Origin of the sequence: Roseibium sediminicola, assembly GCF_023156505.1 — a bacterium.
Taxonomy (GTDB): domain Bacteria; phylum Pseudomonadota; class Alphaproteobacteria; order Rhizobiales; family Stappiaceae; genus Roseibium; species Roseibium sediminicola.
This window is the reverse complement of sequence record NZ_JALNMJ010000017.1, coordinates 44,560-67,728: the sequence shown is the minus strand read 5'-3', so window position 1 is coordinate 67,728 and position 23,169 is coordinate 44,560. Positions and strand designations below refer to the sequence as shown.

The window sequence follows — 23,169 nt, the reverse complement described above, 5'->3', positions numbered from 1 at the left end:
TCAAAGCTGTTGGAGAAGACGTTACCTACGGTGTCATCCCGGCCAAGCGTAGCGCGAGCCGGGACCCACTCGCAGTTCGGCTTGCCAAAGCGTAGGGGGTGTCTTCAAACAGTACCTCCTCTCATGCTCTCTGCAAACGAGTAGGCCCCGGGTCTGGCTTCGTTCGCCCGGGGTGACGCCGAAATTTGTCGCGAGTCTGGCAAATTAGAGTGCTCCGCGCGTGCGGGATGAGAGGGCAGCCAAGGCCATCGAACAGGCTCTTCCGTCGACACTGGACATCTTCCGGATCAGGAAAGCTCGGCCTTGCCCGTAGACAGGCCGACCGACAGCGTGAAGCTGCCTTCGTTGATCAGCCAGCGGCGGATGGTGAAGGTTCTGACACCGTGTTGATGCATCGGGTCTTGCTCCGCCAGCGCCCTAGCGTCTTCGAGCGAGGCTGCCCGGTAGATGATCAGGCCTTCGCCGGTCATGTTCTCGCCGGTGGCATCGGAGACTGGGCCGGCAAAAGCCAGTTTGCCCTCGGCTTCGAGCTTGGTCTGGTAGGCAAGGTGATCCGGCAAGGTGCCGGGCAGATCGACGTCCGGTCCGGCGGGTACCGAATTGACCACATAAAGTTCCAGGGCCAGTGCTCCGCGCTCCTTGGCGATGCGTTTGTATTCCATCCATTTCGGCATCAGGATCCTCCCGTTTCGATCACTCTAAAAAAATCGATATTATTTGACAATGTTAAAAATAGTCGTCAAAGTATCAAAAAATTAGGAAACACCGAGGCAGATATGCGATTGATGGTTGGGACTGGCGTGTCGGGGCAGGGGGTCTATCTCGTCGAGGGCGACTGGGCCTGGAGCCTGACGATGGCGGATGGTCGGGTCGGTCCGGATCTAAGAGCCATTGTTGATGGGCATGTCGACCTCAACGCTCTTGTAGCAGAGCGCGACAAGGTCGATGCGGAGCCGCTGTCCTCGCTCACGCCCGGGCTTCCGATTGCGCGGCCCGGCAAGATCATCTGTCTCGGCCTCAACTACGTCGATCACATCAAGGAAGGCGGCTATGACGTGCCGACCTATCCGGCCCTGTTCATGCGGTCCGTCACCTCGATGATCCCGGCCGGCGCGCCGATGGTGCGCCCGTCCTGTTCCGAACAGCTCGACTATGAAGCAGAGCTGATGGTCATCATCGGCAAGGGCGGCAAGCATATCGCCGAAGACGACGCGCTCGACCATGTCTTTGGCTATACGCTCTTCAACGACGGCTCCGTGCGCGAATACCAGCGCAAGACCCATCAATGGACGCCGGGCAAGAATTTCGATGGCACCGGACCGGTCGGACCGGTCGTGGTGACGCCCGACGAGCTGCCCAAAGGCGCCGAGGGACTGAAGATCGAATCCCGGGTCGGCTCGGAAATCCTGCAAAGCGCAACCACCTCCGACATGCTCTGGAGCGTTGCCCGCACGATCGCGACCGTTTCCGAGTTCACCACGCTGGAGCCGGGCGACTATCTCGCCATGGGCACGCCGCCGGGCGTCGGCCATGCCAAGAAGCCGCCGCGCTGGCTCAGGCCCGGCGAGACGGTCGAGGTCGAGATCGAGGGCATCGGCGTCTGCGCCAATCCGGTCGTGGCCGAGGAGGATGTCCGGGCAACGGAGGCAGCGGAATGAGCATGATCGCCTCCAAGGCTCCAACCGGAGATGCTCTTGCAAGATTGCGCGCGAAAGCGCAGCAGGAGATCCGGTCTCTGCGCACGCGTATCGGCCGGCTCGACGACGACAGCATCGACCTGATCCTCAGAACCGCCCGCTCGCATTACGCCTGGCAGGACAGACCTGTGGCGCGGGAGCTGCTCGAGACGATCTACGACATCACTGCCGCCGGCGCGACCAGCATGAATTCCTGCCCGGCCCGGTTTTTCTTCATCGAGACGCCGGAAGCCAAGAAGCGGCTGGCCAAGTCGCTGAAAGACAAGAATGTCGACAAGATGATGTCGGCACCGGTGACCGTGATCATCGCGCATGACCTCGAATTCTGGAAAGAGCTGCCTTATCTGTTCCCGCATGAGGACCGCCGGCCGCATTTCGAAGGCAAGCCCGAGCATGCAGAGGTAACCGCCTTCAGGAACGGCACGCTGCAAGGTGCCTATTTCATGATTGCGGCGCGGGCCGTGGGCCTCGACGTCGGTGCCATGTCCGGCTTCTCCAACAAGATCGTCGACGAGGAATTCTTCGCCGGCACGACGCTGAAATCGAACTTCCTTTGCAATCTCGGCTACGCCGACGAAACGGCGCTGTTCCAGAAACTGCCGCGCCTGCCCTTCGACACGGCCTGCCGGTTCCTGTGAGGCGGCGATGGTGAGGCTCAGGGAAAAGACCGTTGTGGAGCTGAAGGCGAAGGCCCATGGCCACAGTCATTCGCGGACGGATATCGGCATCCGGGACCTGACCTTCTCCATCGACGAACCGGCAGCCCGGGGCGGGACCAATCTCGGTCCGGCACCGACCGAAACCGCACTGGCGGCGCTGGCCGGCTGCACCAATGTGATCGGGCACAAATGTGCCAAGCGCCTGGGTGTCGAACTCGGACACCTGACGATTGAAATTGCCTGCGCCTTTGACCGCAGGGGCGTCACTCTTGAGGAAGAGATCGACGTGCCCTTTGTCGCGCTGCGCCAGGTGGTGACCTGCGACGGGTCGCTTTCGGAGGACGACCTGCAACGGGTCGCGGACGACGTCGCCAAATACTGCCCTCTGTCGAAACTCTTCGAACAGGCGGGAACGGCCCTGGAGACGGTCTGGCAGAAAGCCTGACTGGCTCTGAATTCTTTGGGAGGAGAATGCCATGATTGGAAAATTGACCCGGCGGAGCGCGCTGGCTCTGGCGCTCTTGAGCGCAACCGCCCTGCCGTCCTTTGCAACGGAAACCATCAAGGCGGTTGTCATTGACGGGTATCCGGCGCGTGCTCTGTGGGTGCAGGAGTTCACCAACTTCTTCATTCCGGAAGTCGACAAGCGCCTGGCGGAAACCGGCAATTACAAGATGGACTGGCAGGAGAGCTATGGCGGTTCCATCGTCAAGCCGAAAGGCGTTCTGGAAGGGGTGAAGCTTGGCCTCGGCGACATCGGCATCGTCACCACGATCTTCCATTCCTCCAAACTGCCGAGCCAGGCGATCGCGGCGGTGACACCGTTTGTCGCGCCTGATTCAAGGGCGGTCGCCAAGGCGGTGGACGAGATCGCCAAGGAATTCCCGACCATGCAGAAGGAGTTCGAAGCCCAGAACCAGGTCTACCTGGCGACCGGCGTGGTGCTCGACACCTATCAGGTGTTTTCCAAGGACCCGGTCAATTCGCTCAAGGATCTGGAAGGCCAGAAGGTTGCCGGCGCGGGCATGAACCTGCGTTATCTGGAAGGGATCGAAGGAGCCGCCGGTGTGCGCGGCGGCCTGACGGATTTCTACAACATGCTGCAGACCGGCCTGGTCGACAACGCACTGCTCTGGCCTGAAGCCGCCAAGACCTTCAAGATCGCCGAGGTCGCGCCCTATATGCTCAAGGCCGATCTCGGCGCGGTCAATTCCAAGACAATCACGGTCAACAAGGACTATTGGGATAAGCTGCCGGACGAGGTGAAAACCGCCCTGCAGGAGGTCGCCGTTGCCTATCGTGACCATGTCGCCGGGATTGCCATGGACCGGGCGGAAGCAAGCCGGGCCGCCTATGTGGAATCGGGCGGGACCGTAGTCGAGATGGCACCCGACCAGCGGGCCGCCTGGGCCGCAGCCATGCCCAACATCGCCGTCGAATGGGCCGCCGATCTCGATGCCAAGGGCGAGCCGGGCAGCGACATGCTGAAAGCCTATATGGCGAAACTGGAAGACGCCGGCTTCACGCCCGTGCGTGACTGGTCCGCCGAGCTGACCCAGTAACGTTCATCCGATCGGACCCGGCCGTGCCCCTGGAAAGGCGGCCTTGTCCCGGCATCGGTTTTCCGGCATTGCCGGAAAACCGATGGTCCTTTTCCGACACTCACGGCTTCACTCAGGACTGACGGGCGACCTTCATGCAGCGTCCACTTTTCGTCGGCGCTCGCGCCGTCTCAAAACTCGCCAATTGGTTGGCCATCACCGCGAATGCCGCGGGCACGCTGATCGTGCTCGGGCTGATCCTGGTGGTGAATTACGACGTCATTGCCCGAGGTTTCTTTCACGCCCCGTTCCGCGGCGCCGTCGAGGTCGTGCAGTTTTCGATGGTCCTGATCGTGTTCCTGCAGCTGCCGGACGTGGTGCGGACCGGCCGGTTGACCCGGTCGGACGGCTTCCTGACGATCCTCCGGATGACACGGCCGAAGCTCGCCGACGCACTCCGGCGGGCAATCGATTTCGCCTCCGCCGTGTTCATGACACTTGTTGCCTTTGCGATCTGGCCGGAATTCGTCGAGATGTTCGAAACGAAGGACTTTTTCGGTGTTCCGGGCGTCTTCACAGCCCCCTGGTGGCCGATCAAGCTGGCGATCTATCTGAGTGCGGTGCTGTGCACGGTGCTGTTCGTTCTCAAGGTCATTTCGCGCGGTACCCCCGCCGACGCACAGGCTGAACACAACAAGACCGAGGATCCCGCGTGAGCCCTATTGAAATCGGCATACTGTCGGTCATCGCCATTGTCGTCCTGGTCTATCTCGGCGTCTATATCCCGATTGCCCTTGGCCTGGTGTCCTTCGTCTCCATCCTGCTGATGCGGGACAATTTCGACCTCGCCGTGAATCTCTTGAAGATCGCCATCGGCGACAGTGTGATGGAATACACCTTCGCGACCGTGCCGCTGTTCACCTTCATGGGGCTGATCGTCTCCAAGGCCGGGCTCGGGGCGGATATCTACCAGGTGATGAATTCCGGTTTTCGCCGGGTGAAGGGCGGCATCGGCATGGCAACGGTCGGCGCCAACGCGGTTTTTGCCGCTGTCACGGGCTCGTCGATTGCTTCCGCCTCGGTGTTTTCCAAGGTCTCCGTGCCGCAGATGCTGGCCTTCGATTACAATCCGCGCTTTGCCGTCGGTGTGGTGGCCGGCTCGTCCGTGCTCGGCATGATCATCCCGCCCTCGGCGATGCTGATCATCTATTCCTTCGTGGCCGAACAGAGTGTCGGCGACATGTTCCTGGCCGGTGTTGTGCCCGGCATCCTGTTGGCGATTGCCTATGTGATTGCCATCTTCCTGATGGGCCGGTTTACCCCGGCCTATGTCGGCGGGCGCAGGATGGAGGACGGCGAATGGATGTCGCTGCTCGAGATTGCCGACAAGACACTGCCGACCCTGGCCCTGATCACGGCGGTGCTCGGGGGCATCTATACCGGCTGGCTGACGCCGGTGGAGGCGGGGGCGGCCGGATCCCTGCTCGGGCTGCTGATTGCGGGGGTGCGGAAGAAGCTCTCCTGGCGTGGGCTCTGGCAGGCGCTCCTTGAAACCGGCCACATCACCGCGTCGATCCTGTTCCTGATCACCGCGGCCTCGATCTACAGCCGCATGCTGGGCCTCGCGGGCCTGCCCAATGAACTAGGCGACATTCTGACCGAGACGCAGATGAGCTTCTTCTGGGTCATGGTCATCTATGTCGCGATGATGATCTTCCTCGGCACGCTGCTCGACACCGCCTCGATCATCCTGATCGTGGTGCCGCTGTTCCTGCCGCTGATCGAACCGATGGGCCTGTCGCTGGTCTGGTTCGGCATCGTCACGGTGGTTGGCGCCGAGATCGGCTTGCTGACCCCGCCGCTCGGCATCTCCTGTTTTGTCATCAAGGCGACGCTGAACGATCCGCGGATCTCGCTGAAGGACGTCTTTGTCGGCGCGTTCCCGTTCGCGCTGGTCATGCTGGTCGTCCTGATCGCGCTGATCCGCTGGCCGTCGCTCAGCCTTGCCATTCTGAACTGAGGGAAGTTTCATGCGCCACGTCACCAAGGACACCATCACCGATGTCTTCATGGGTTATTTTGGCCCGGACACCGATCCCAGGCTCAAGGAGATCCTGAAAAGCCTGGTCACCCATCTGCATGACTTTGCGCGCGAGACCAGGCTGACCCATGCCGAATGGCAGAAGGGCATCGAGTTCCTGGAATGGGCCGGCAACATCTCCGACGCGGAGCGGCACGAATTCGTGCTCCTGTCGGATGTGCTCGGTCTCTCCTCGCTGGTCGACATGCTGCATTCCAATCCGCAAGGCACCTCGTCGAGCGTGCTCGGGCCGTTCCACATCACCGGCGCGCCGCCGCTGCCGATCGGCGGCGACCTGCGCAAGGATTTCTCCGAACAGGTGCTGCTGGCCGAAGGCACGATCCGGGATGCGGACGGCACTCCGATCGAAGGCGCGGAGCTGGACATCTGGCAGACGGCGCCGAACGGTCTCTATTCCAGCCAGGACCCGGACCAGGACACCTATTCCTTCCACGGGCTCCAGACGACGGGACCGGACGGACGCTACGCCTTCACCACGGTGAAACCGGTCAGCTACACCGTGCCGGGCGACGGACCCGTCGGCGACATCCTGCGCGCCAGTGGGCGCCATCCATGGCGGCCGTCGCATCTGCATTACATCGTCAAGGCGCCGGGCTTCCGGCCGCTGGTGACCGAGATCTTCCCCGATGACGATCCCTATCTCGACGAAGACACGGTCTTCGGCGTGCGCGCCGACCTGGTGATGACCTACGAGGAACAGCCGGCAGGCTCGTTCCCGGCCGAGGGCTTCGAACTCTCCGGTAAGGTCGACGGTCCGTGGCTGAAGGCTGCCTTCGACCTGGTGCTGGTCAGGGAGTAGGGGGAGGGGCTAGCTCTCTTTGTCTCCCTGAACCTATCCGTCGTCATCCCGGCCAAGCAAAGCGCGAGCCGGGACCGGGGAGCCTCAATCGTCTGGAAATTGGCTCCCCTTCCCGGATCTTCGCTGCGCTTCGTCCGGGATGACAATTGAGGGGGGGATTTCCGGGTACCGCAGTGAGGACTCAGCTCACTCCGCCGCTTCCGCCACGAAATGCTTTTCCAGAAATGCACCGGTGTTGCGGTAATGGTCGAGCAGCAGCCGGCAGGCCTTGTCGGCGTCGCGGTCGACGGCAGCGTTCATGATGTCGGTGTGTTCCTTGCCGATGTCCCGACTGGAATAATTGAGCGCCTTGCCGGCCAGATAGCGGTAGCGGATGTTGAGGTCATAGAGCTGGCTGCAGAATTTGAGCAGAACCGGCGACTGGCAAGCCTCGATCAGGGTCATGTGGAAGGTCTTGTGCAGCTCCTCGAAGCGTTCCACATTCTCGCGCGGCTCGCGCATCATCCGGTGATGGCTGATCACCAGCTTGTCTTCCCAGGCAGGATTGGCATTGCCCAGGCTCTCCCGAAGCGCGGTTTCCTCCAGCTGGCAGCGCAGCTTCAGGATTTCGGCAAAATTCTGCGGACTGATTTCCGCCGCACGGAAACCGCGCTGGTCGAGGCGTTCCACCAGCAGATCGGAGACCAGCAGGGTCAGGGCCTCGCGGATGGGAGACCCGCCCATGTCTAGGATCTGGCGCAGATTTTCGATCTTGAGTTTTTCACCGGGCGCGAGCTCGCCGGTCAGGATCATCCGTCTGATAGCGAGATAGGCGCGTTGGGTGGCTGACGGCTCTTGGGCGGCATCGGAAGGCGATAGACTGGTCATTCGGAAATAATATCGATTTTCCTGAGATCTTGCCAGTTTTATCTAAGAGTTGAGCGGAGCGGTCAAGGCAAATGGAACCGGCTACGGCTGCGCATCTCTGCCGGCGATCAGGCGGCCCGGCTGTCCTCCTGTTGCTCGAGCGGGCCTTTTTTCAGCGAGCGGAAGAAAGCGGCGACCGCTTCGGTCAGCTGGCCGGCATTGGAATTCATGGTTTCAGCAGAACTTAAGACGGTTTTCGACGCGGCCTGGGTTGTTGCCGCGTTCTCGGCGACGCCGCCGACGATCCCGGAAACCCTTTCGGTACATCTGACCGTGTGCGCAACGTTTTCCTGGATCGCCCGCGTGGCCTCTGCCTGTTTGGTGGAGACAGCCGAAATCATCCCGGTGATTTCCTCGATTTCCGAGATGGTCTTCGAGACGGTGTCGAAGGACCGGGCGGTTTCCTGGCTGGCGCTGTCGACCTCTTCCAGCGACTGGGTGATTTCCTGAGTGGCCTTGGCGGTCTGGGTTGCCAGTTCCTTGACTTCCGAGGCGACGACGGCAAAACCCTTGCCCATTTCGCCGGCCCGCGCAGCCTCGATGGTGGCGTTGAGGGCGAGCAGGTTGGTCTGGTCGGCAATGGAGGAAATCAGGGCGATAATCTCGCCGATCGCCTCCGCCGAACTGCGCAGGGAATTGGCCTTGTCCTGGCCCTGGGCAACCTGGGCAACAGCGGCGCGGGCAACATCGAGGGAGCGTTCGATCTGGCCGCTGATTTCCGCTGTGGCTTCGCTGAGATGCTCGGCGGCCTCGGCTGCCGCAGCGACCTTGTCGGAGGTTTCTCCGGCCGCATCCGCGATGTCGGTGACCACCCGGGAATTTGAGACGGCGCTGCTTTCCATCTCGCCGGCCGTGCCGGTCATGCTGCCGGCCGAATTCATCAGGCTCTCGGCGATCTGGCTGATCTGGTTTTCGAAGGAATCGGTCGATTGCCGGAAGGCGCCGACCCGGCCTTTGATGGTCTCGATGGCCTCGTTGATGATCGCTGCATTCTGGAGGTAGCTGCCATTGAGGCCGCCCGGCTGGATGCGCCGGTGATACTGGTTGTTCTGGATCGCCGTCATCGAGGCCGCGGCTTCGCGCAGGAAGGCATCCGTCCGGTCGATCATGTGGTTCATCGCAGTCATCAGATCGCGGATTTCGCCGTGATGGGCATAGTCTTTCGCCCGGGCTTCGAAGTCGCCCCAGCCGACACTGCTGCAGACCTCGGTTGCCGCTTTCAGGCCTTGCTTCGCCCGGTTCACAGCGGCGACGGCAAAGACCGCACCCAGAACGGCCAGACCGCTCAGGAGCGCGGAAGCGAGCGGCCAGCCGGCGAGGGCGCACAGACCGGCACCAGCTCCCGCAATTGCGGCGAGGACCGCGCTGATGGCGGCATTAGAGAGTGTGAATGAGCTCGTCATAGCTGACGCCTTTTGACTGAAGAAGCGATACCAGCTGGTCATGACCGGCTTGCATGCCGGTCTTGCGGTTGTCCGCGCTCTGCTCTGTCTGCAGAAGCTGGGCGTAAAGCGGGGTGATGACGTCGTCGACGATCCGCCGGTTCGGCACGCGCCGGTTGGAGTGGTAGCCGATGATCTTGCCGCTTGCGTCATAGCTCGGCGTCACATGGGCGAGGACCCAGTAGTGATCGCCGTTGGCGGACATGTTGATCACATAGGCGAAGATCTCACCGCCGGCCTCGATCGTGTCCCAGAGCAGTTTGAAGACGCAGCGGGGCATGTCGGGATGACGGATGAGGCTGTGCGGCGCGTTTTCCAGTTCCTTGCCGCTGAAACCGGCAATTTCCCGGAAGATGTTGTTGGCATAGGTGATGCGCCCGCGCGTGTCGGTCTTGGAGACAATCAGGTCCCGTTCGGAGAAAAACCGTTCCACACCGGTCGGAGCGACTTTTTGCTGTGTCATCCTGCTGCTGCCCGCTGAGATTCGCATTTGATGCCAGAGGCTAGAGCAGGGGCCTTAAGGATCCTTAAAGGTTGTAATTTTGTTTCTATGCTAATGCGCTGAAATCTATGCATATATTACAATGTGTTTTGTGCCGTTCGGAGGCGTCCCGCCGCGAGGATGCTCTCATAGATAGAATGGGTGTCTTGCTTCGCAAAGATCCGCGATACTGCGGACTTTGCACAGGGGCCCGAGTGGCTGTATAGAGGGCGCCAATCGACCGGACCACGGAAGGGATGCGCATATGCGCCGCCGGGTCCGGACTACCGCCCGAAAAAAGAACAAGCCTGATGAACGAATTCCTCGTTGCCGCCCTTTATCTGTTCACGCCGCTCGAAGACTTTGAAGCGATGCGCGATCCGCTCAAGGCCTATTGTGAGGCGCGCGATGTGCGCGGAAGCCTTCTTCTGGCGTCCGAAGGCATCAACGGCACCATCTGCGGGCCCGAGGCCGGCGTGCGCGAAGTCCTGGCCCATTTGCGCGCCGACCCGCGTCTGAAAGACCTGAACCACAAGGAAGCCTGGACGCACCGGCATGTGTTCAAACGCATGAAGGTTCGCCTGAAGCAGGAAATCGTGCGGCTCGCGGTCGATGGCATCGATCCCAACGAGATTGTCGGCGAATATGTCAAGCCGGAGGACTGGAACGCGCTCATCTCGGATCCGGACGTGGTCGTGATCGACACGCGCAACGATTATGAATTCGCCTTCGGCACGTTCGAGCGGGCGCTCAATCCGGAAACCCAGTCCTTCCGGGAATTTCCGGATTGGGTGGAAGGCCAGGAAACGCTGAAGAAAAAGCCCAAGGTGGCGATGTTCTGCACCGGCGGCATCCGGTGCGAGAAAGCCACAGCCTGGATGCTGAAACAGGGCTTCGAGGACGTCTATCACCTGGAAGGCGGCATTCTGAACTACCTGGAAAAGGTGCCGGAGGAGCAGAGCCTCTGGAAGGGCGAGTGCTTCGTCTTTGACGACCGGGTGTCGGTCGACCACCAGCTGCAGCCGCGCTGGGGGGCGTGGATTCCCGAAGAAGCCCGTCACATCATCAACGAAGACACGGATTACGAAAAAAGCGCGCGCGGTGAAGAAGATGCAGCCAAGGAGCGCCAAAAGGCGGGATAATCAGGGGCCTGCCTGAGCGAGAAATGAATTCGTTAACGATTGTTAACTTTTTCACTTTAACCCCTTGAAGAACTTTCCTAAGGTCAAGGGTGCAGAAGCCTTTTCTGCACCAGACTGGGGGAAAGTCGATGCGTCACAGGTTCTGGAGCGCGGCCGCCGCGCTGGTTCTCACGCCGGTCTTGGCGACGTCTGTCGCCGCGGGTGGCAAGGCGCTGTCCTGCTACGAACAGGCGACAGTGCCGGCGGTCTACAAGACCGTTCACCAGCAGGTCCTGGTGCAACCCGCCTCCAGCTACGTGGTCCAAAAACCCGCCGTCTACGCCTATCAGAACCGGCGCGTTCTGGTGCAGCCGGAACGGGTCAGTTACCGCACCAGCCCGGCAATCTACCAGACAAGGCAAAGCCGTGTTCAGGTGCAGCCGGCCAGCATCGGCTGGGAATACCGGGTGGTCAAAGGCCGCAAGATTCTGTGCAAGGTTCAGCATCCGGCCGTCTATCAGACCGTCAGTCAGCGGGTGCTGGTGCAACCGGCTTCCCGGGTTGCTGTCCGTCAGCCCGCCATCTACAGCACCGTCAGGGAACGGGTGCTGGTCCAGCCTGCCTCAAGCTACCGGGTGCAAAAACCTGCTGTCTACCGGACGGTCAGCCGTCAGGTCCTGGTGCAGCCGGCACAGAAGGTGTGGCAGCCGGTCCGGGTGCGCGGCTGCCGCTACTAGAAAATGTCCTGAATTGTCAGCGGGGGCTGAAACATGATTTGCACACTGGTGGCGTCGTCGATCCTGCTCAGCGTGGAAGGCGGTTCGATGGCGGTGTTGATCCCGGAAAACCAGTCGGTCCGGATTTACAACGAGCAATCCGCCAACGGGCCCCAGGCGATTGTCCATCTCTATGGCGAAACCAAGATCCCGGTGCCCGGCGTGACCGCCGAGCAGGTGGTTCAGGCGCTGCGGAGCTGCGGCAAGGGAGAGTAACGCCGATAGGCGGTGCGCGACCGCTCAGATACCGCAGGCAACGTCAGTCCGCAGGCTTTCCGAACCGATAGCTCTTCAATCCCGTCCGGCCGTGGCCTTCCACCAGGAACAGTCCGCCCGAATTCATGTCCTCGGGCTGCTTGATGCTGGTGACGATCAGGTTATCGAGGCCGGGGCCGCAGAAGCAGGGCATGGTCGGCTTGTCGACCGGCAGCTTGATGGCATGCAGCAGGTCGCCGTCCGGACCGAAGCAGTTGAGGACCCCGGAGGAAACGCCCGCGCTCCAGTAATTGCCGTCGGTATCGACCGTCGCGCCGTCCGGGCGGCCGGTGGAATTGGTCTGCTGGGCGTAGAGCATCTTGGAGCCGAGCGCTCCTGTGGCGGGATCGAATCCGTAACACTCGATCCAGCCAGGCGAGGTGTCGGAGTGGTACATGTAGCTGCCGTCCGGCGTCCAGGCGAGGCCGTTGGAACATTGCAGCTCGTCACGGATCTCCGCGACTTCGCCGCTGGCATCGACCCGGTAGAGACCGGCAATCGGTTCGCGCGGCGAGCTGGTGTCCATGGTGCCGACCCAGAAGGCCCCGTCCGGACCGACCTTGCCATCATTGAGACGGGTGCGCGGCTCATCTGCCTGAACCTCCGCCAGCACCTCGCTCTGGTCCGTTTTCGGGTCGAACAGCACGATCTTGTCCCAGACGCTGACGATCAGCCGGTCGTCCTCCGTCAGGCCGAAGGAGCCGACCTCGTTGTCGAAATGATACGTGGTGATCTCCCGGCTGGCCCAATCCATCGACTGGATCGTGCGGCCCTGGATATCGGTCCAGAGCAGGCGGTTCAATCTGTCGTCCCAGGTCGGACATTCGGCAAGCTGGTAGGTGGTGTCGAGAAAACGGGTGATCGTATGGGTCACCGGCAGAGGTTCCTTGAAAAGCCAAGCACTTGAATGGATGCGGACTATAGCGGTCGGCGTCCTCTGCGTCGAGACTGCTGTCGTGCATTGTCCAGGCTTGCGGAACGGACCGCCGGGTGCCGATCCGACACCCGGCGGCATTGTCATGCTGGTTCCAGTTCGGACGTGCCGTGGAACGGATAGTCGTTGTAGCCTGTCTCGTCGCCGCCGTAGAAGGTCGCCGGATCCGCTTCATTGAGCGGCAGGCCGTTCCGGAAACGGTGCACGAGATCGGGATTTGCCAGGAAGGGGAGCCCGAAGGCGACCATGTCCGCCCGATCCGAGCGGATTGCCGACTGGGCCCGGTCAATGTCGTAGCCGTTGTTGGCAATATAGGGCCCGTCAAAGCGCTGCCGGATGCGCGCGTAGTCAAGCGAGGCGTCCCTGGTCATCATGTCGCCTTCCAGCACATGCAGATAGGCCAGCCGGTACCGGTTGAGTTCTTGGGCGAAATAATCGAAATGGCGCTGGGGATCGCTGTCCGACATGGAGTTGAACGAATTCTCCGGCGTTAGCCGAAGCCCGACGCTTTCGGACGGCCAGACCTCCAGCACCGCTTCAAGAACCTCGTTCAAAAAGCGCATGCGTCCGGTTGCGTCGCCGCCATAGGCGTCCACGCGCCGGTTGGACCCGTCGCGCAGGAACTGGTCGATCAGGTAGCCGTTCGCGCCATGCACCTCGACACCGTCGAAGCCGACCTGTCTTGCAAGTGCCGCGGCCTTGCGGAACTCCTCGACCGCAGCGCGGATCCCCGCCACATCCAGTTCCGCCGGCAGGACATAGTCCTTCGGGCCCTCATAGGTATAGACCTTGCCCTCCGGCCTGATCGCGGACGGGGCAACCGGCAGCGCGTTCATGGGCTGAAGATCGGGATGCGAGATCCGCCCGCAATGCTGGAGCTGCACGAATATCCGTCCGCCGGAGGCGTGGACAGCCCCGGTCACCGCACGCCAGCCGTCTGCCTGGCTGTCCGTGAACAGTCCCGGCGTAAACGGGTAACCGACGGCGCGGGGCGAGACCGGAGCGGATTCCGAGATGATGAGGCCCGCGCTTGCCCTGTCCGCGTAGTGTCTCGCCATCATCGGCGAGGGCCTGCCGTCTGGCAGGGCCCGGTTCCGGGTCATGGGGGCCATGACAATCCGGTTGGCGAGGGTGAGGTCACCCATCGATATGCTTGAAAACAGGTCTGCGGCCATGTCTGGTTCCTTTCAAAGGTGTTTAGGACGTATGTCCTATTTGGGTCGTTTAGGACAATTGACCTAGAAATGCAAGCCCGAACGGAGCCCTGGGAAATGGCTGCGATGCTAAAGTGAGGAAGCGCCGGCGCACCGGAGTTGGAAGGACGCGGCACGGCACATGCAAAAAGGCCGGCGGTTCCCTCGAAAACCGCCGACCCGATGCCGCATGGTCCGGATTCCGGTTGGCGTCAGTCTTCCAGAGGGATGGCCGTCCGCCGGACGATCGGGCGGATGGCAAAGGAGGATTTCATCCTGAGGACGCCGGGCAGCTGCGCCAGATGGTCCCGGTGGATGCGCTCGAAATCGATCGGGTCCCGGGCCGACAGCCTGAGGATATAGTCGGCGTCACCCGCCATCAGGAAACATTCCATGATCTCGCCGGAACGGGCGACGGCACGCTCGAAATTCTCCAGCGTTTCCTTGGACTGGCCGGTGAGCGAGATCTCGACAAAGACATCCATGTGCCGGCCGAGCTTCTTCTGATTCAGGAGCGCGACATACTTGTCGATGATACCGACCTCTTCCAGCGCCCGCATGCGGCGGAGACACGCGGAAGCGGACAGGCCCACCTTTTCGGCCAGATCCGCGTTGGCGATCCGTCCATCGGCCTGAAGCGTGTCGAGGATCTTTTTGTCGAGACGGTCGAGTTTCATTATGCTGCACCGCACATATTGCTGTCATTAAGATGATATCTAGCAATAAATTTGAGCTTTTGTCCAATCAGCGCAAGAAAATTGCGTGAAACGGGCTACCAGGCCGGCGGAACGCAAGCACATTCGAGGCGATCGGGCGTAGACTCTCCGGCAATCAAAATGCTTCCAGAGGAGACGGGAAGATGCGTATTGGTGTGCCGAAGGAAATCAAGAACCATGAATACCGGGTCGGCCTGACGCCGGACAGCGTTCATGAAATGGTGGCCCATGGCCACGAAGTCGTGGTGGAAACCAATGCCGGCATCGGCATCGGTGCCAGCGACGCCGATTATGAAGCCGCCGGCGCCAAGATCCTGGCGACCGCCAGGGAAGTGTTCGACGCGGCCAACATGATCGTCAAGGTCAAGGAACCGCAGGCCGTCGAGCGCGCCATGCTGCGCCCGGACCACATTCTCTTCACCTATCTGCACCTGGCTCCGGATGCGGAGCAGACCGCCGATCTGGTCAAGTCCGGCGCGACCTGCATTGCCTATGAAACCGTTGTCGATGCCCGTGGCGGCCTGCCGCTGCTGGTGCCGATGTCCCAGGTTGCCGGCCGTCTGTCGGTGATCGCCGGCGCCAAGGCGCTGGAAAAGGCCCAGGGCGGCTCCGGCACCCTGATCGGCGGCGTCCCGGGCGTCGAGCCGGCCAAGGTTGTGGTCATCGGCGGCGGTGTCGTCGGCTCTCACGCCATCACCATGGCGATTGGTCTTGGCGCGGATGTGGCTGTGCTCGACCGCAACACCACGGTACTCGGTAATCTGGCGCAGTCCTTCGGGCCCGCGCTTACCACCGTCTACTCGACCAAATCCGCTCTCGAAAAATACGTTCTGGAAGCCGATGTGGTCATCGGTGCCGTGCTGGTGGCCGGTGCCGCCGCACCCAAGCTGGTTTCCCGCGATCTGGTCAGCCGCATGAAGCCGGGCTCTGTCCTGGTGGATGTTGCCATCGACCAGGGCGGCTGCTTCGAGACCTCCAAGGCGACCACCCACTCCGAGCCGACCTATGTGGTCGACGAAGTTGTGCATTACTGCGTTGCCAACATGCCGGGCGCTGTGCCGAAGACCTCCACTTACGCCCTCAACAACGCCACCCTGCCGTTCGCGCTGGCACTGGCCGACAAGGGCGCCAAGAAGGCGCTGCTCGACGACCCGCATTTCCTGCCGGGCCTGAACGTTATCGGCGGCAAGGTCACCTGCGAAGCGGTCGCCACCGCGCTCGGCTATGACTATGTCGATCCGAAAGTGGCCCTGGAACAGGCCAAGGCAAGCGCCGCCGCGTAATTTGAACGCGCGCGCTGTCATAGAAACGAGAAAGCCGGCCCGCGAGGCCGGCTTTTTTGATGCGTAGAGTCAGGATCACCGTCTTCTCCTGGCTTGAATGCCAGGGAATGCCAGTCGCAAGATGGGGTTAGGTCCGGTCAACTCAGCTGCATTGGTGATACCGGTCACCTTTCATGGTAGAATGGGCCATGGCTTTGTTGAGGTTGTTGCTACTACCGGTTCTGACACTCCTTCTTGTCGCGAGTACCGCTTGGGCCGACAAGCCCAATAAGATTCGCCTGACCAACGGTGAATGGGCACCCTATCAGGGCCAGACCCTTCCGGATTACGGGGCTGCCTCGGCGCTGGTTACCAAAGCGTTCGAGGCAGTTGGCATTGAGGTTGAATTCGGTTTCTTTCCCTGGAACAGGGCAATGGTCGAAGTGGAGCGCGGTGCCTGGGACGGTACGTTCATGTGGGTGCTAACGCCCGAACGGGAGCGTGTCTTCCTGCCGAGCGACCCGTTGTTCACGCTTCAGGAGGTCGTTTTTTATTCGCACGATAATCCAATAGGCGCTCAAAAACCCGAGGACCTCAAAGGCAAGGTCATGGGGGCGCTGGACTCAAGTGCCTTCGGACGGCAATTTGCGCCGCTGATCGATGACGGTTCGATCTATGTTGCCCGGGTCAGAAACAATCAGCAGCTTTTTGAGATGCTGGCCATGGGCCGGGTCGATTTTGTTCCGGAACTGAAGACAAGCGGTTACGATGCTGTTCTGCAGCATCTAAGCGAGGAACAACGCAAGCGTATCGCTCATCTGGAGAGCCTAGCCTATCCCTGGTCGTATCACCTGCTGGTTTCCCGGCAAATTGAAGACGGACCCTATCTTGTCGATGCCTTCAATCGCGGCATGGCAATCATTCGGGAAAACGGCACGTTCGAGCAGATCATCGGCCCGTATATACGACCCAAGGCGATCAATTGATTCAGGCAAAGGCTTCGCGCAGGCCAACGACAGGTGGTCAAAACTGTCCAGCCCCTACGAAGGTTTAAGAGGGTGTAACGAAACGGCCCATGGCCAGCGTTGTGTGCCTTGCCGAGTGACCTGTTTTGTGCCGTCAAATGAACCACAATAAACGCGACATTCTTTACAGGAACGCGCTGCTGTCACGCTCCGGTGCATGCTTCAAGTCCGGTTCTCAGGGACACCGGACCTTATAAGGCGTTCCGTCCTGATCGTGGGCAATGCAGTTGCGCGGGGTGGTGACGACGCCGACAAGGCCTCCGCCGACGGCGCCGAGAGCGGCGCCGGCGAGGGTGGCGTTGACGGTGCTACCTGCGACCGCGCCGATTGTCGCGCCCGTGGCCGCGCCGAGACCCGCGCCGATCAGCATGCGGTCGCGCTGGCTCTCGGTGTTGGCACAGCCGGCCAGAAGCACAGCGAGCAGCGTTGCGGCGAAGACAGGTCTCATGGGAACGGCCCTTGGCGGAGTTTCTCCCCGCCAAGGGTGAAGAGGTATGGTTAACAGAACCTTACCAGGGCCTGTTTATCCAATGGAGCTTGGGGCGCATCGCGGCTGCCGGCGCAGCCGTCGTGAAACGAGACGGACCTAGTGTGGTGAATTTGAAATTCGCCTCATTGTTGCAGCGACCATCGAAGCGAATTTCAAATTCGAAAACCACACTAGAAACATAGTCTTGTTAGTCACCTTTTTGAATCTGAAGTTCGTTCTGAGCTTGCTGAAAAATGAGACGAACTTCAGATTCAGGTGACTAACCCTTTCAAGCCTTTGCGACGCCGAAATGAGCCATTTGAGCCAAATCCCCATTGCCAATATCTGGGGGGACGCTGCGGAATTCGGTTTCGCGTGCGTCGGAAAGTCCTTGTGGTGGGCAACACCACTGCGAACTTTCCTCCTGCTCGAAGACCGAAATCCGACAAGCACCAAGTCCGAAACCTAATTGTCCACAGACCCTGGAGCACGTCTCTAAGGGCAGCGCACCCGGAACGGCCGGCCATTCCGGTCATAGGCCGTGCAGTTTTTCGGTGTGGTTGCCGCCCCAACCAGAGCACCGCCTGCGGCACCGATAGCAGCACCCGCAAGAGCCGGTCCGGCGCCTCCAACGGCAGCGGCGCCGACAATGGCGCCGGTGGCCGCGCCCAGGCCGCCACCGACGAGGGCGCGGTCCCGTGTGCTGCTGGATTGGCAACCAGCCAGAAGGAGGGTGGCAGCCGCCACAAGGAGAAGTTTCTTCATGTTTCGCCTTCGTGGCGTTTCCGCCGACGTGCTTATTGCATCAGGCGCCTGGGAGCAGGCGACCTGATAGGGATTGCCAGATCAGGAATGGCTCGCCTTACGGACAAGCCACCCGGTAAGGATTGCCATAGCGGTCATAGGCGACGCAGTTTTTCGGGGTCGTGGCTCCGCCGACAATGGCACCGCCGGCACCGCCGATGGCGGCGCCGACCAGCGCACCGCCGACATCCCCCGTGGCCGCGGCGCCGATCGCGGCGCCTGTCGCGGCGCCAAGACCGCCGCCGACGAGAGCCCGGTCTCGCTGGCTGTCAGATTGGCAGCCGGCGAGAAATGCGGCGGCTGCGGCAAGCAAGAGCACTTTTTTCATATCGTCCGTCCAATCGGCGGGAATGCCGTGTCAGGAATGGCTCGCCTTACGGGCAAGCCACCCGGTAGGGGTTGCCATAGCGGTCGTAAGCGACACAGTTTTTCGGGGTGGTTGCTCCACCGATAATGGCACCGCCGGCACCGCCGATGGCTGCGCCGACCAGAGCTCCGCCGACACCGTTACCGGTTGCGGCACCGATGGCAGCGCCGGTCGCGGCACCCAGGCCACCGCCGACGAGGGCGCGGTCACGCGAGCTGTCGGATTGGCATCCGGCGAGAGCCAGGCCGACGGCCGCGAGCAGGACAAGCTTTTTCATAAAGAGTATCTCCCTTCCGAACCGCTTAAGGCGGTGAATAATAAAAGAATAAAGTCCGTCTGAGGGTATGATGCTTTGCGCGGCGGGGCAATGTGTCAATTCGCACAACCGGCATCAACCGTCCCCTGGCGTGAACAGACCGATTCCTCAAGATGATACAGATAGCGCCTGTTGGGCAAAAGTAAGGCGTTTGCCCAACGTGTTAACGCGCGTGCACGCGAACGGGTTCCAAAATTAACTGTGAATTGCCTGCAGCAGGCCACGGGTGGAGGCATCTTTTGTGTCTGCCGATACCTCGCCCTTGACCATCGGCAACAGGGCGGTGGCCAGTTCCTTGCCGAGTTCGACACCCCATTGGTCGAAAGAGTTGATGCCCCAGATCACGCCTTCGACAAAGACGCGGTGCTCGTAAAGTGCGATCAGGCGGCCGAGCGAGAAGGGTGTCAGCTGGTCATAGACCAGGGTCAGGGAAGGCCGGTCGCCCGGGAACACCTTGTGTGGCGCCAGGCGCTCGACCTCCTCAGCGGCCAGTCCGGCAGCCGTGAGCTGGGCCCTGGCTTCGTCCAGCGTGCGGCCCAGCATCAGGGCTTCGGACTGGGCCAGGCAATTGGCGATCAGCAGCTCATGATGGTGCTTGAGGTCGTCCTCAAGGCTGTTGGCCGCGATCAGGAACTCGCAGGGAATCACGGTCGTTCCCTGGTGCAGCAGCTGATAGAAGGCGTGCTGGCCGTTGGTGCCGGGCTCGCCCCAGACCAGCGGGCCGGTTTCCTGGGATACGGGGCTGCCGTCGCGCCGGACGCGCTTGCCGTTCGATTCCATGTCGAGCTGCTGCAGATAGGCCGGCAGGCGCGACAGGCGCTGGTCATAGGGCAGAACCGCGCGCGCGGTCAGGCCGAGGCAATCCCGGTTCCAGACGCCGATCAAGGCCATCAGCACGGGCAGGTTCTGCTGAAGTGGAGCTTCGGCGAAATGGGTGTCCATCGCATGGGCGCCTTCCAGGAAATCGGAAAAGGCGTCCGGACCGATTGCAATCATCAGCGGCAGGCCGATGGCGGACCAGACCGAATAGCGGCCGCCGACCCAGTCCCAGAAGCCGAAGACGCGGGCCGCGTCGATGCCGAAGGCAGCAACCTTGTCGAGTGCGGTGGAGACAGCGGCGAAATGATCGCCGACCGCGCCCTCGCCAAGCGCGTCCGCGATCCATTTGCGCGCGGTCTGCGCGTTGGTCATGGTCTCGATGGTGGTGAAGGTTTTTGAGGCGACGATGATCAGTGTCGTCGCCGGATCGAGCTTTTCCAGGGTGTCTGCGATATGGGCACCGTCGACGTTGGAAACGTAATGCAGCTCCGGACCGTCATGATAGGGGCTGAGCGCCAGTGTGGTCATGACCGGGCCGAGATCGGAACCGCCAATGCCGATATTGACCACGTCGGTAAAGGCGTCACCGGTAGATGAGGTCAGCTCGCCGGACCGCACGGCCTCGGAAAAGTCGGCCATGGCATCGAGCACGGCGCGCACATCCGGCATGACGTCCTCGCCATCGACCAGAACCGGCTTGTCGGAGCGGTTCCTGAGAGCGGTGTGCAGGACGGCGCGGTTCTCGGTGCTGTTGATTTTCTCTCCGGCCAGCATGGCATCGCGGCGGCCTTCGACATCGGCGGCCTTGGCAAGGTCCAGAAGCAGCTCAAAGGCCCTGGTGTCGATCTTGGATTTGGAATAGTCGAGCAGGAGATCGTCGCAGCGGGCGGAGAAGCGGGTGAAGCGGTCCGGATCGGCGGCGAACAAGGCCCGGAGGCTGCTGTCCTGCAATTGCTCCGCCTGACGGGTGAGAGCTTCAAACGCTGCTTCAAGAGCCATGAACGGCCTCCCTAAATCGATTTAACCGCATAAATCCATGCCAAAACCGGCGATGCGCCTCAGATAGCACAGCAATCATTGCAGGGGGAGCGAAAAGTGCGGTCGAAGCCGCCGGACTGCATGGTCCGGCGGCCTGGAAACCTGACAATCAAGTGCCTTAATTGGTGATCGGCGCCAGCAGTTCGGGGGCGGTCACCAGCTTGCGGACGCCGTGGGAATGGTCTTCCTTGAAGACGTTGCCCTGTTCCGCCCAGGCGTTGAGCGAATTGATGTCGAGCTTGGCGCATTGCGGGCGAACGTTCCAGGTCACCTGGAATGGCGAACACTTCGCGTCCGTGTAGCTCGTCCCGGTAGTGGAGCCGATGAAAGTAACCGGATCGCCCGTGCCGGATGGCAGCGCCTTGGGCTGGTGCAGGCCGTTGCGGACCGTGCCGTCATAGTCGAAATCGAGGAAATTCAGGGCATTCTTGTCATTGACCACCAGAAAGGTCTGGGCTTCCACACGCAATTGCGGGTTGGAGCAGCTTTCCGACAGGCAGGAACCGAGACCTTCGCCGGGCTGGACGTTGCAGGAGGAATAGACCCAGTGCACCTCGATCGTGTCGCCCGGTTTGACGCCGTGATAGGCGTCGCCTTCGGGCTCGGCGAGTTCCGCTTCGGTCAGGTCTTCCGTGCCGTTGCATTTGTAGCCGCCATGGTCACCGTCCCCGGCGAAGATTGAAAAGCCGGGTGCCTTGTGTTCGGCATTGGTATGGGTGTGCAGGTTGCACAGGTTCAGATTGTCCGCGCCAGGAGCCAGTGAAACGGCGGCCGTGTTGAGGCCTTCCTTGCTGGATATGTCGCGTGGTGTTTGCGGACCGAAGCCGACGCAAAGCTCTTCAGCAGATGCGGAGGAAAGCGGGGAAAGGGCAAGAAGGAATGTCAGGGATAGTCCGGATAGTCTCGTCATTACAGTCTCCTCCGGGGTGAACAATTGTATTTTTTCTCGAGCAAAACTGCCGATCCAGGCGCCGAAATCTCCTGTTGGCGCTCCTATCTGAACCACGTTTGGGCTCAGCGGAACAGTCGCGAAATCTGCGCAGTAAGTTTTACAGTCTGTACGCGACGGCCAGCTTCTGGTTGAATATCTGAACAATTTCAGGCCATTGCCGCCAGCCTTAAATGAAACGAAACGGCCTTAAGGTAAATTTGCCCCATGAGCCAAGACACATCATCGCACGGCCTTTGCCACCTCCAGGACCAACCCGACGCGGAAGAAGAAGTCGTTGTGATCGACTTCGACAATCTCGCGGCGATTCATGCAACCGTATCGAATGTGAGCGAATGGGGATGCCGGCTGGTGTCGGTGGACATCGGCAGGCTTTACAAGAATATCGGGATCTGGCCCAAGGAATCGGACACCCTGGTAAAGGCACATGTAACGTCGGTGAAAGCCAATGATGCCGCCGTCGTCTTCGCAAAAACCGAGAAAAGCGTTTCCGACAAGCGCCGCGAAAAACGCAACAACGTCAGCATTCCCGTCAAGATCGCCGATCTGGACGGTATCACCGAAATTTCGGGCACCATCATCGATGCCGGCAAGAACGGCTGCCGGATATCGGCGAAGGGACTGACGGCGTTGCCGGAAGAAGTCGTTCTGACGATGAACAAGTTCGACAGGCCGGTGGTCGCCGAATTTGCCTGGCGCAACGAGACCTCGGCTGGGCTCCGGCTGTTGTGGAACCGCACCCTTGAAGAATCCGAAGGTGAGGAAGAGGAAGAAGGGGAAGACGCGGGCGGCGAAGCTGCGGAGCAGGAAAGCGCCTGATCCGCATTGCCGGTGTCACGCCTGACCGCTTACCCCTTGATTCCGGCCGCGGCGCGGGCGCGTTCTTCGATGCCGCTCCAGTCTTCCTCGGCAATTGCCTTGGCATCGGCGATCCAGGAGCCGCCGACACAAAGCACATTCGGCAGCTTGAGATAGTCCGGTGCCTTGTCCAGCGACACGCCGCCGGTGGGGCAGAACTTGGCGGCGGCCAGCGGTGAGGACAACGATTTCAGATAGGACGCGCCACCTGCCTGCTCGGCGGGAAAGAATTTCAGCCGCTGATAGCCGCGTTCCAAGAGGAACATGACTTCCGACGCGGTGGCCGCGCCCGGCAGCAGCGGCACGCTGTGCTGGTCGGCGGCGTCGAGCAAGGCCTCGGTGGCGCCGGGCGAGACGATGAAGCGCGCTCCGGCGGACACCGCCGCGTCATACTGCCGGTCGTCGAGAACGGTGCCGGCGCCGACAATCGCGCCTTCGACATGTTCGTTGACCGCGTTGATGGCTTCCAGTGCATGCGGCGTGCGCAGTGTGATCTCGATTGCCGGCAGGCCGCCGCGCACCAAAGCTTCCGCCATCGGCACGGCCTTCTTCGGATCTTCGACCACGAGCACCGGGATCACCGGCGCGGCGCACATTACTTTTTCGATTTTTTCAATGTCCTGGGCCACAGGCGTCTCCTC

General features: G+C 61.3%; 27 protein-coding genes. 13 read left to right on the top strand and 14 right to left on the bottom strand.

The annotated features are described in order from the left end of the window. Nucleotides 1-287: 287 nt before the first annotated feature. The gene (locus M0H32_RS21080) at nucleotides 288-674 is read right to left on the bottom strand and encodes a YciI family protein (RefSeq protein WP_248157382.1); all 387 of its coding nucleotides are present in this window, start codon (nucleotides 672-674) and stop codon (nucleotides 288-290) included. A gap of 102 nt (nucleotides 675-776) precedes the next feature. Between M0H32_RS21080 and M0H32_RS21075 the strand changes: the two genes are divergently transcribed. From M0H32_RS21075 to M0H32_RS21045, 7 genes are all read left to right on the top strand, one after another. Further along, nucleotides 777-1,658 carry a fumarylacetoacetate hydrolase family protein gene (locus M0H32_RS21075; protein WP_248157381.1) on the top strand — a complete coding sequence of 294 codons (882 nt, stop codon included), beginning with the start codon at nucleotides 777-779 and terminating at the stop codon, nucleotides 1,656-1,658. Continuing rightward, nucleotides 1,655-2,335 carry a malonic semialdehyde reductase gene (locus M0H32_RS21070; RefSeq protein WP_248157380.1) on the top strand — a complete coding sequence of 227 codons (681 nt, stop codon included), beginning with the start codon at nucleotides 1,655-1,657 and terminating at the stop codon, nucleotides 2,333-2,335. Before M0H32_RS21075 ends, M0H32_RS21070 begins: the two co-directional genes overlap by 4 nt. A gap of 7 nt (nucleotides 2,336-2,342) precedes the next feature. Continuing rightward, nucleotides 2,343-2,801 (top strand): OsmC family protein, encoded by a 459-nt coding sequence (locus M0H32_RS21065; protein WP_248157379.1) that lies wholly within the window; start codon nucleotides 2,343-2,345, stop codon nucleotides 2,799-2,801. A 31-nt stretch (nucleotides 2,802-2,832) separates the two neighbouring features. Continuing rightward, entirely contained in the window at nucleotides 2,833-3,918 is a 1,086-nt protein-coding gene (locus M0H32_RS21060; RefSeq protein WP_248157378.1) for a C4-dicarboxylate TRAP transporter substrate-binding protein, read from the top strand. Nucleotides 3,919-4,052: 134 nt separating this feature from the next. Then, nucleotides 4,053-4,613, top strand: coding sequence for a TRAP transporter small permease subunit (locus M0H32_RS21055; protein WP_248157377.1), 561 nt, complete (start codon nucleotides 4,053-4,055; stop codon nucleotides 4,611-4,613). Next, nucleotides 4,610-5,917, top strand: a complete 1,308-nt coding sequence (locus M0H32_RS21050) for a TRAP transporter large permease (protein WP_248157376.1) — start codon at nucleotides 4,610-4,612, stop codon at nucleotides 5,915-5,917. The genes M0H32_RS21055 and M0H32_RS21050 overlap by 4 nt, the downstream gene beginning before the upstream one ends. 10 nt (nucleotides 5,918-5,927) lie before the next feature. Beyond that, entirely contained in the window at nucleotides 5,928-6,797 is an 870-nt protein-coding gene (locus M0H32_RS21045; RefSeq protein ID WP_248157374.1) for a dioxygenase family protein, read from the top strand. Nucleotides 6,798-6,983: 186 nt separating this feature from the next. Here M0H32_RS21045 and M0H32_RS21040 read toward each other — a convergent pair whose 3' ends face one another. The 3 genes from M0H32_RS21040 to M0H32_RS21030 form a co-directional block, all read right to left on the bottom strand. Then, on the bottom strand, nucleotides 6,984-7,664 hold the full coding sequence (locus tag M0H32_RS21040; protein ID WP_248157373.1) for a GntR family transcriptional regulator: 681 nt from the start codon (nucleotides 7,662-7,664) through the stop codon (nucleotides 6,984-6,986). Nucleotides 7,665-7,771: 107 nt separating this feature from the next. Next, nucleotides 7,772-9,106: a methyl-accepting chemotaxis protein gene (locus M0H32_RS21035; protein WP_248157372.1), complete on the bottom strand. Its 1,335-nt coding sequence runs from the start codon at nucleotides 9,104-9,106 to the stop codon at nucleotides 7,772-7,774. Beyond that, nucleotides 9,081-9,608, bottom strand: a complete 528-nt coding sequence (locus M0H32_RS21030; protein WP_248157371.1) for a PAS domain-containing protein — start codon at nucleotides 9,606-9,608, stop codon at nucleotides 9,081-9,083. Before M0H32_RS21030 ends, M0H32_RS21035 begins: the two co-directional genes overlap by 26 nt. Nucleotides 9,609-9,937: 329 nt before the next feature. On the opposite strand from M0H32_RS21030, the gene trhO reads away from it, so the two are divergent. The 3 genes from trhO (at nucleotide 9,938) to M0H32_RS21015 (ending at nucleotide 11,739) form a co-directional block, all read left to right on the top strand. Continuing rightward, nucleotides 9,938-10,768, top strand: coding sequence for an oxygen-dependent tRNA uridine(34) hydroxylase TrhO (trhO, locus tag M0H32_RS21025; protein ID WP_248157370.1), 831 nt, complete (start codon nucleotides 9,938-9,940; stop codon nucleotides 10,766-10,768). Between the two features lie 128 nt (nucleotides 10,769-10,896). Beyond that, nucleotides 10,897-11,484 carry a hypothetical protein gene (locus tag M0H32_RS21020; protein WP_248157369.1) on the top strand — a complete coding sequence of 196 codons (588 nt, stop codon included), beginning with the start codon at nucleotides 10,897-10,899 and terminating at the stop codon, nucleotides 11,482-11,484. Nucleotides 11,485-11,517: 33 nt separating this feature from the next. Then, a complete protein-coding gene (locus M0H32_RS21015) occupies nucleotides 11,518-11,739 on the top strand; it encodes a hypothetical protein (protein ID WP_248157368.1) in 222 nt (73 codons plus the stop codon). Between the two features lie 43 nt (nucleotides 11,740-11,782). On the opposite strand, the gene M0H32_RS21010 is transcribed toward M0H32_RS21015, so the two are convergent. The 3 genes from M0H32_RS21010 to M0H32_RS21000 all read right to left on the bottom strand — a co-directional run bounded on the left by M0H32_RS21010 (nucleotide 11,783) and on the right by M0H32_RS21000 (nucleotide 14,582). Beyond that, complete coding sequence (locus M0H32_RS21010; protein WP_248157366.1) at nucleotides 11,783-12,652, bottom strand: SMP-30/gluconolactonase/LRE family protein; 870 nt, start codon at nucleotides 12,650-12,652, stop codon at nucleotides 11,783-11,785. Between the two features lie 143 nt (nucleotides 12,653-12,795). Next, nucleotides 12,796-13,887 carry an alkene reductase gene (locus M0H32_RS21005; RefSeq protein WP_248157364.1) on the bottom strand — a complete coding sequence of 364 codons (1,092 nt, stop codon included), beginning with the start codon at nucleotides 13,885-13,887 and terminating at the stop codon, nucleotides 12,796-12,798. Between the two features lie 230 nt (nucleotides 13,888-14,117). Beyond that, nucleotides 14,118-14,582, bottom strand: coding sequence for an Lrp/AsnC family transcriptional regulator (locus M0H32_RS21000; protein WP_248157362.1), 465 nt, complete (start codon nucleotides 14,580-14,582; stop codon nucleotides 14,118-14,120). Nucleotides 14,583-14,764: 182 nt separating this feature from the next. Between M0H32_RS21000 and ald the strand changes: the two genes are divergently transcribed. After that, complete coding sequence (ald, locus tag M0H32_RS20995) at nucleotides 14,765-15,904, top strand: alanine dehydrogenase (protein WP_248157360.1); 1,140 nt, start codon at nucleotides 14,765-14,767, stop codon at nucleotides 15,902-15,904. A gap of 188 nt (nucleotides 15,905-16,092) precedes the next feature. Next, nucleotides 16,093-16,869, top strand: coding sequence for a substrate-binding periplasmic protein (locus M0H32_RS20990; RefSeq protein WP_248157358.1), 777 nt, complete (start codon nucleotides 16,093-16,095; stop codon nucleotides 16,867-16,869). A gap of 214 nt (nucleotides 16,870-17,083) precedes the next feature. On the opposite strand, the gene M0H32_RS20985 is transcribed toward M0H32_RS20990, so the two are convergent. The 6 genes from M0H32_RS20985 to M0H32_RS20960 all read right to left on the bottom strand — a co-directional run bounded on the left by M0H32_RS20985 (nucleotide 17,084) and on the right by M0H32_RS20960 (nucleotide 21,631). Then, a complete protein-coding gene (locus M0H32_RS20985; protein WP_248157356.1) occupies nucleotides 17,084-17,356 on the bottom strand; it encodes a hypothetical protein in 273 nt (90 codons plus the stop codon). A 516-nt stretch (nucleotides 17,357-17,872) separates the two neighbouring features. Continuing rightward, the gene (locus M0H32_RS20980) at nucleotides 17,873-18,142 is read right to left on the bottom strand and encodes a glycine zipper domain-containing protein (protein WP_248157354.1); all 270 of its coding nucleotides are present in this window, start codon (nucleotides 18,140-18,142) and stop codon (nucleotides 17,873-17,875) included. Nucleotides 18,143-18,239: 97 nt separating this feature from the next. Continuing rightward, complete coding sequence (locus M0H32_RS20975; protein ID WP_248157352.1) at nucleotides 18,240-18,509, bottom strand: glycine zipper domain-containing protein; 270 nt, start codon at nucleotides 18,507-18,509, stop codon at nucleotides 18,240-18,242. Between the two features lie 46 nt (nucleotides 18,510-18,555). Next, complete coding sequence (locus tag M0H32_RS20970) at nucleotides 18,556-18,825, bottom strand: glycine zipper domain-containing protein (protein WP_248157350.1); 270 nt, start codon at nucleotides 18,823-18,825, stop codon at nucleotides 18,556-18,558. Nucleotides 18,826-19,059: 234 nt separating this feature from the next. Continuing rightward, nucleotides 19,060-20,682, bottom strand: a complete 1,623-nt coding sequence (gene pgi, locus M0H32_RS20965) for a glucose-6-phosphate isomerase (RefSeq protein ID WP_248157348.1) — start codon at nucleotides 20,680-20,682, stop codon at nucleotides 19,060-19,062. Nucleotides 20,683-20,839: 157 nt separating this feature from the next. After that, nucleotides 20,840-21,631, bottom strand: a complete 792-nt coding sequence (locus M0H32_RS20960; RefSeq protein WP_248157346.1) for a delta-class carbonic anhydrase — start codon at nucleotides 21,629-21,631, stop codon at nucleotides 20,840-20,842. Between the two features lie 246 nt (nucleotides 21,632-21,877). Between M0H32_RS20960 and M0H32_RS20955 the strand changes: the two genes are divergently transcribed. Beyond that, nucleotides 21,878-22,489, top strand: a complete 612-nt coding sequence (locus M0H32_RS20955; protein WP_248157344.1) for a PilZ domain-containing protein — start codon at nucleotides 21,878-21,880, stop codon at nucleotides 22,487-22,489. A 29-nt stretch (nucleotides 22,490-22,518) separates the two neighbouring features. On the opposite strand, the gene eda is transcribed toward M0H32_RS20955, so the two are convergent. Beyond that, nucleotides 22,519-23,157, bottom strand: coding sequence for a bifunctional 4-hydroxy-2-oxoglutarate aldolase/2-dehydro-3-deoxy-phosphogluconate aldolase (eda, locus tag M0H32_RS20950; RefSeq protein WP_248157342.1), 639 nt, complete (start codon nucleotides 23,155-23,157; stop codon nucleotides 22,519-22,521). Between the last annotated feature and the right edge of the window lie 12 nt (nucleotides 23,158-23,169).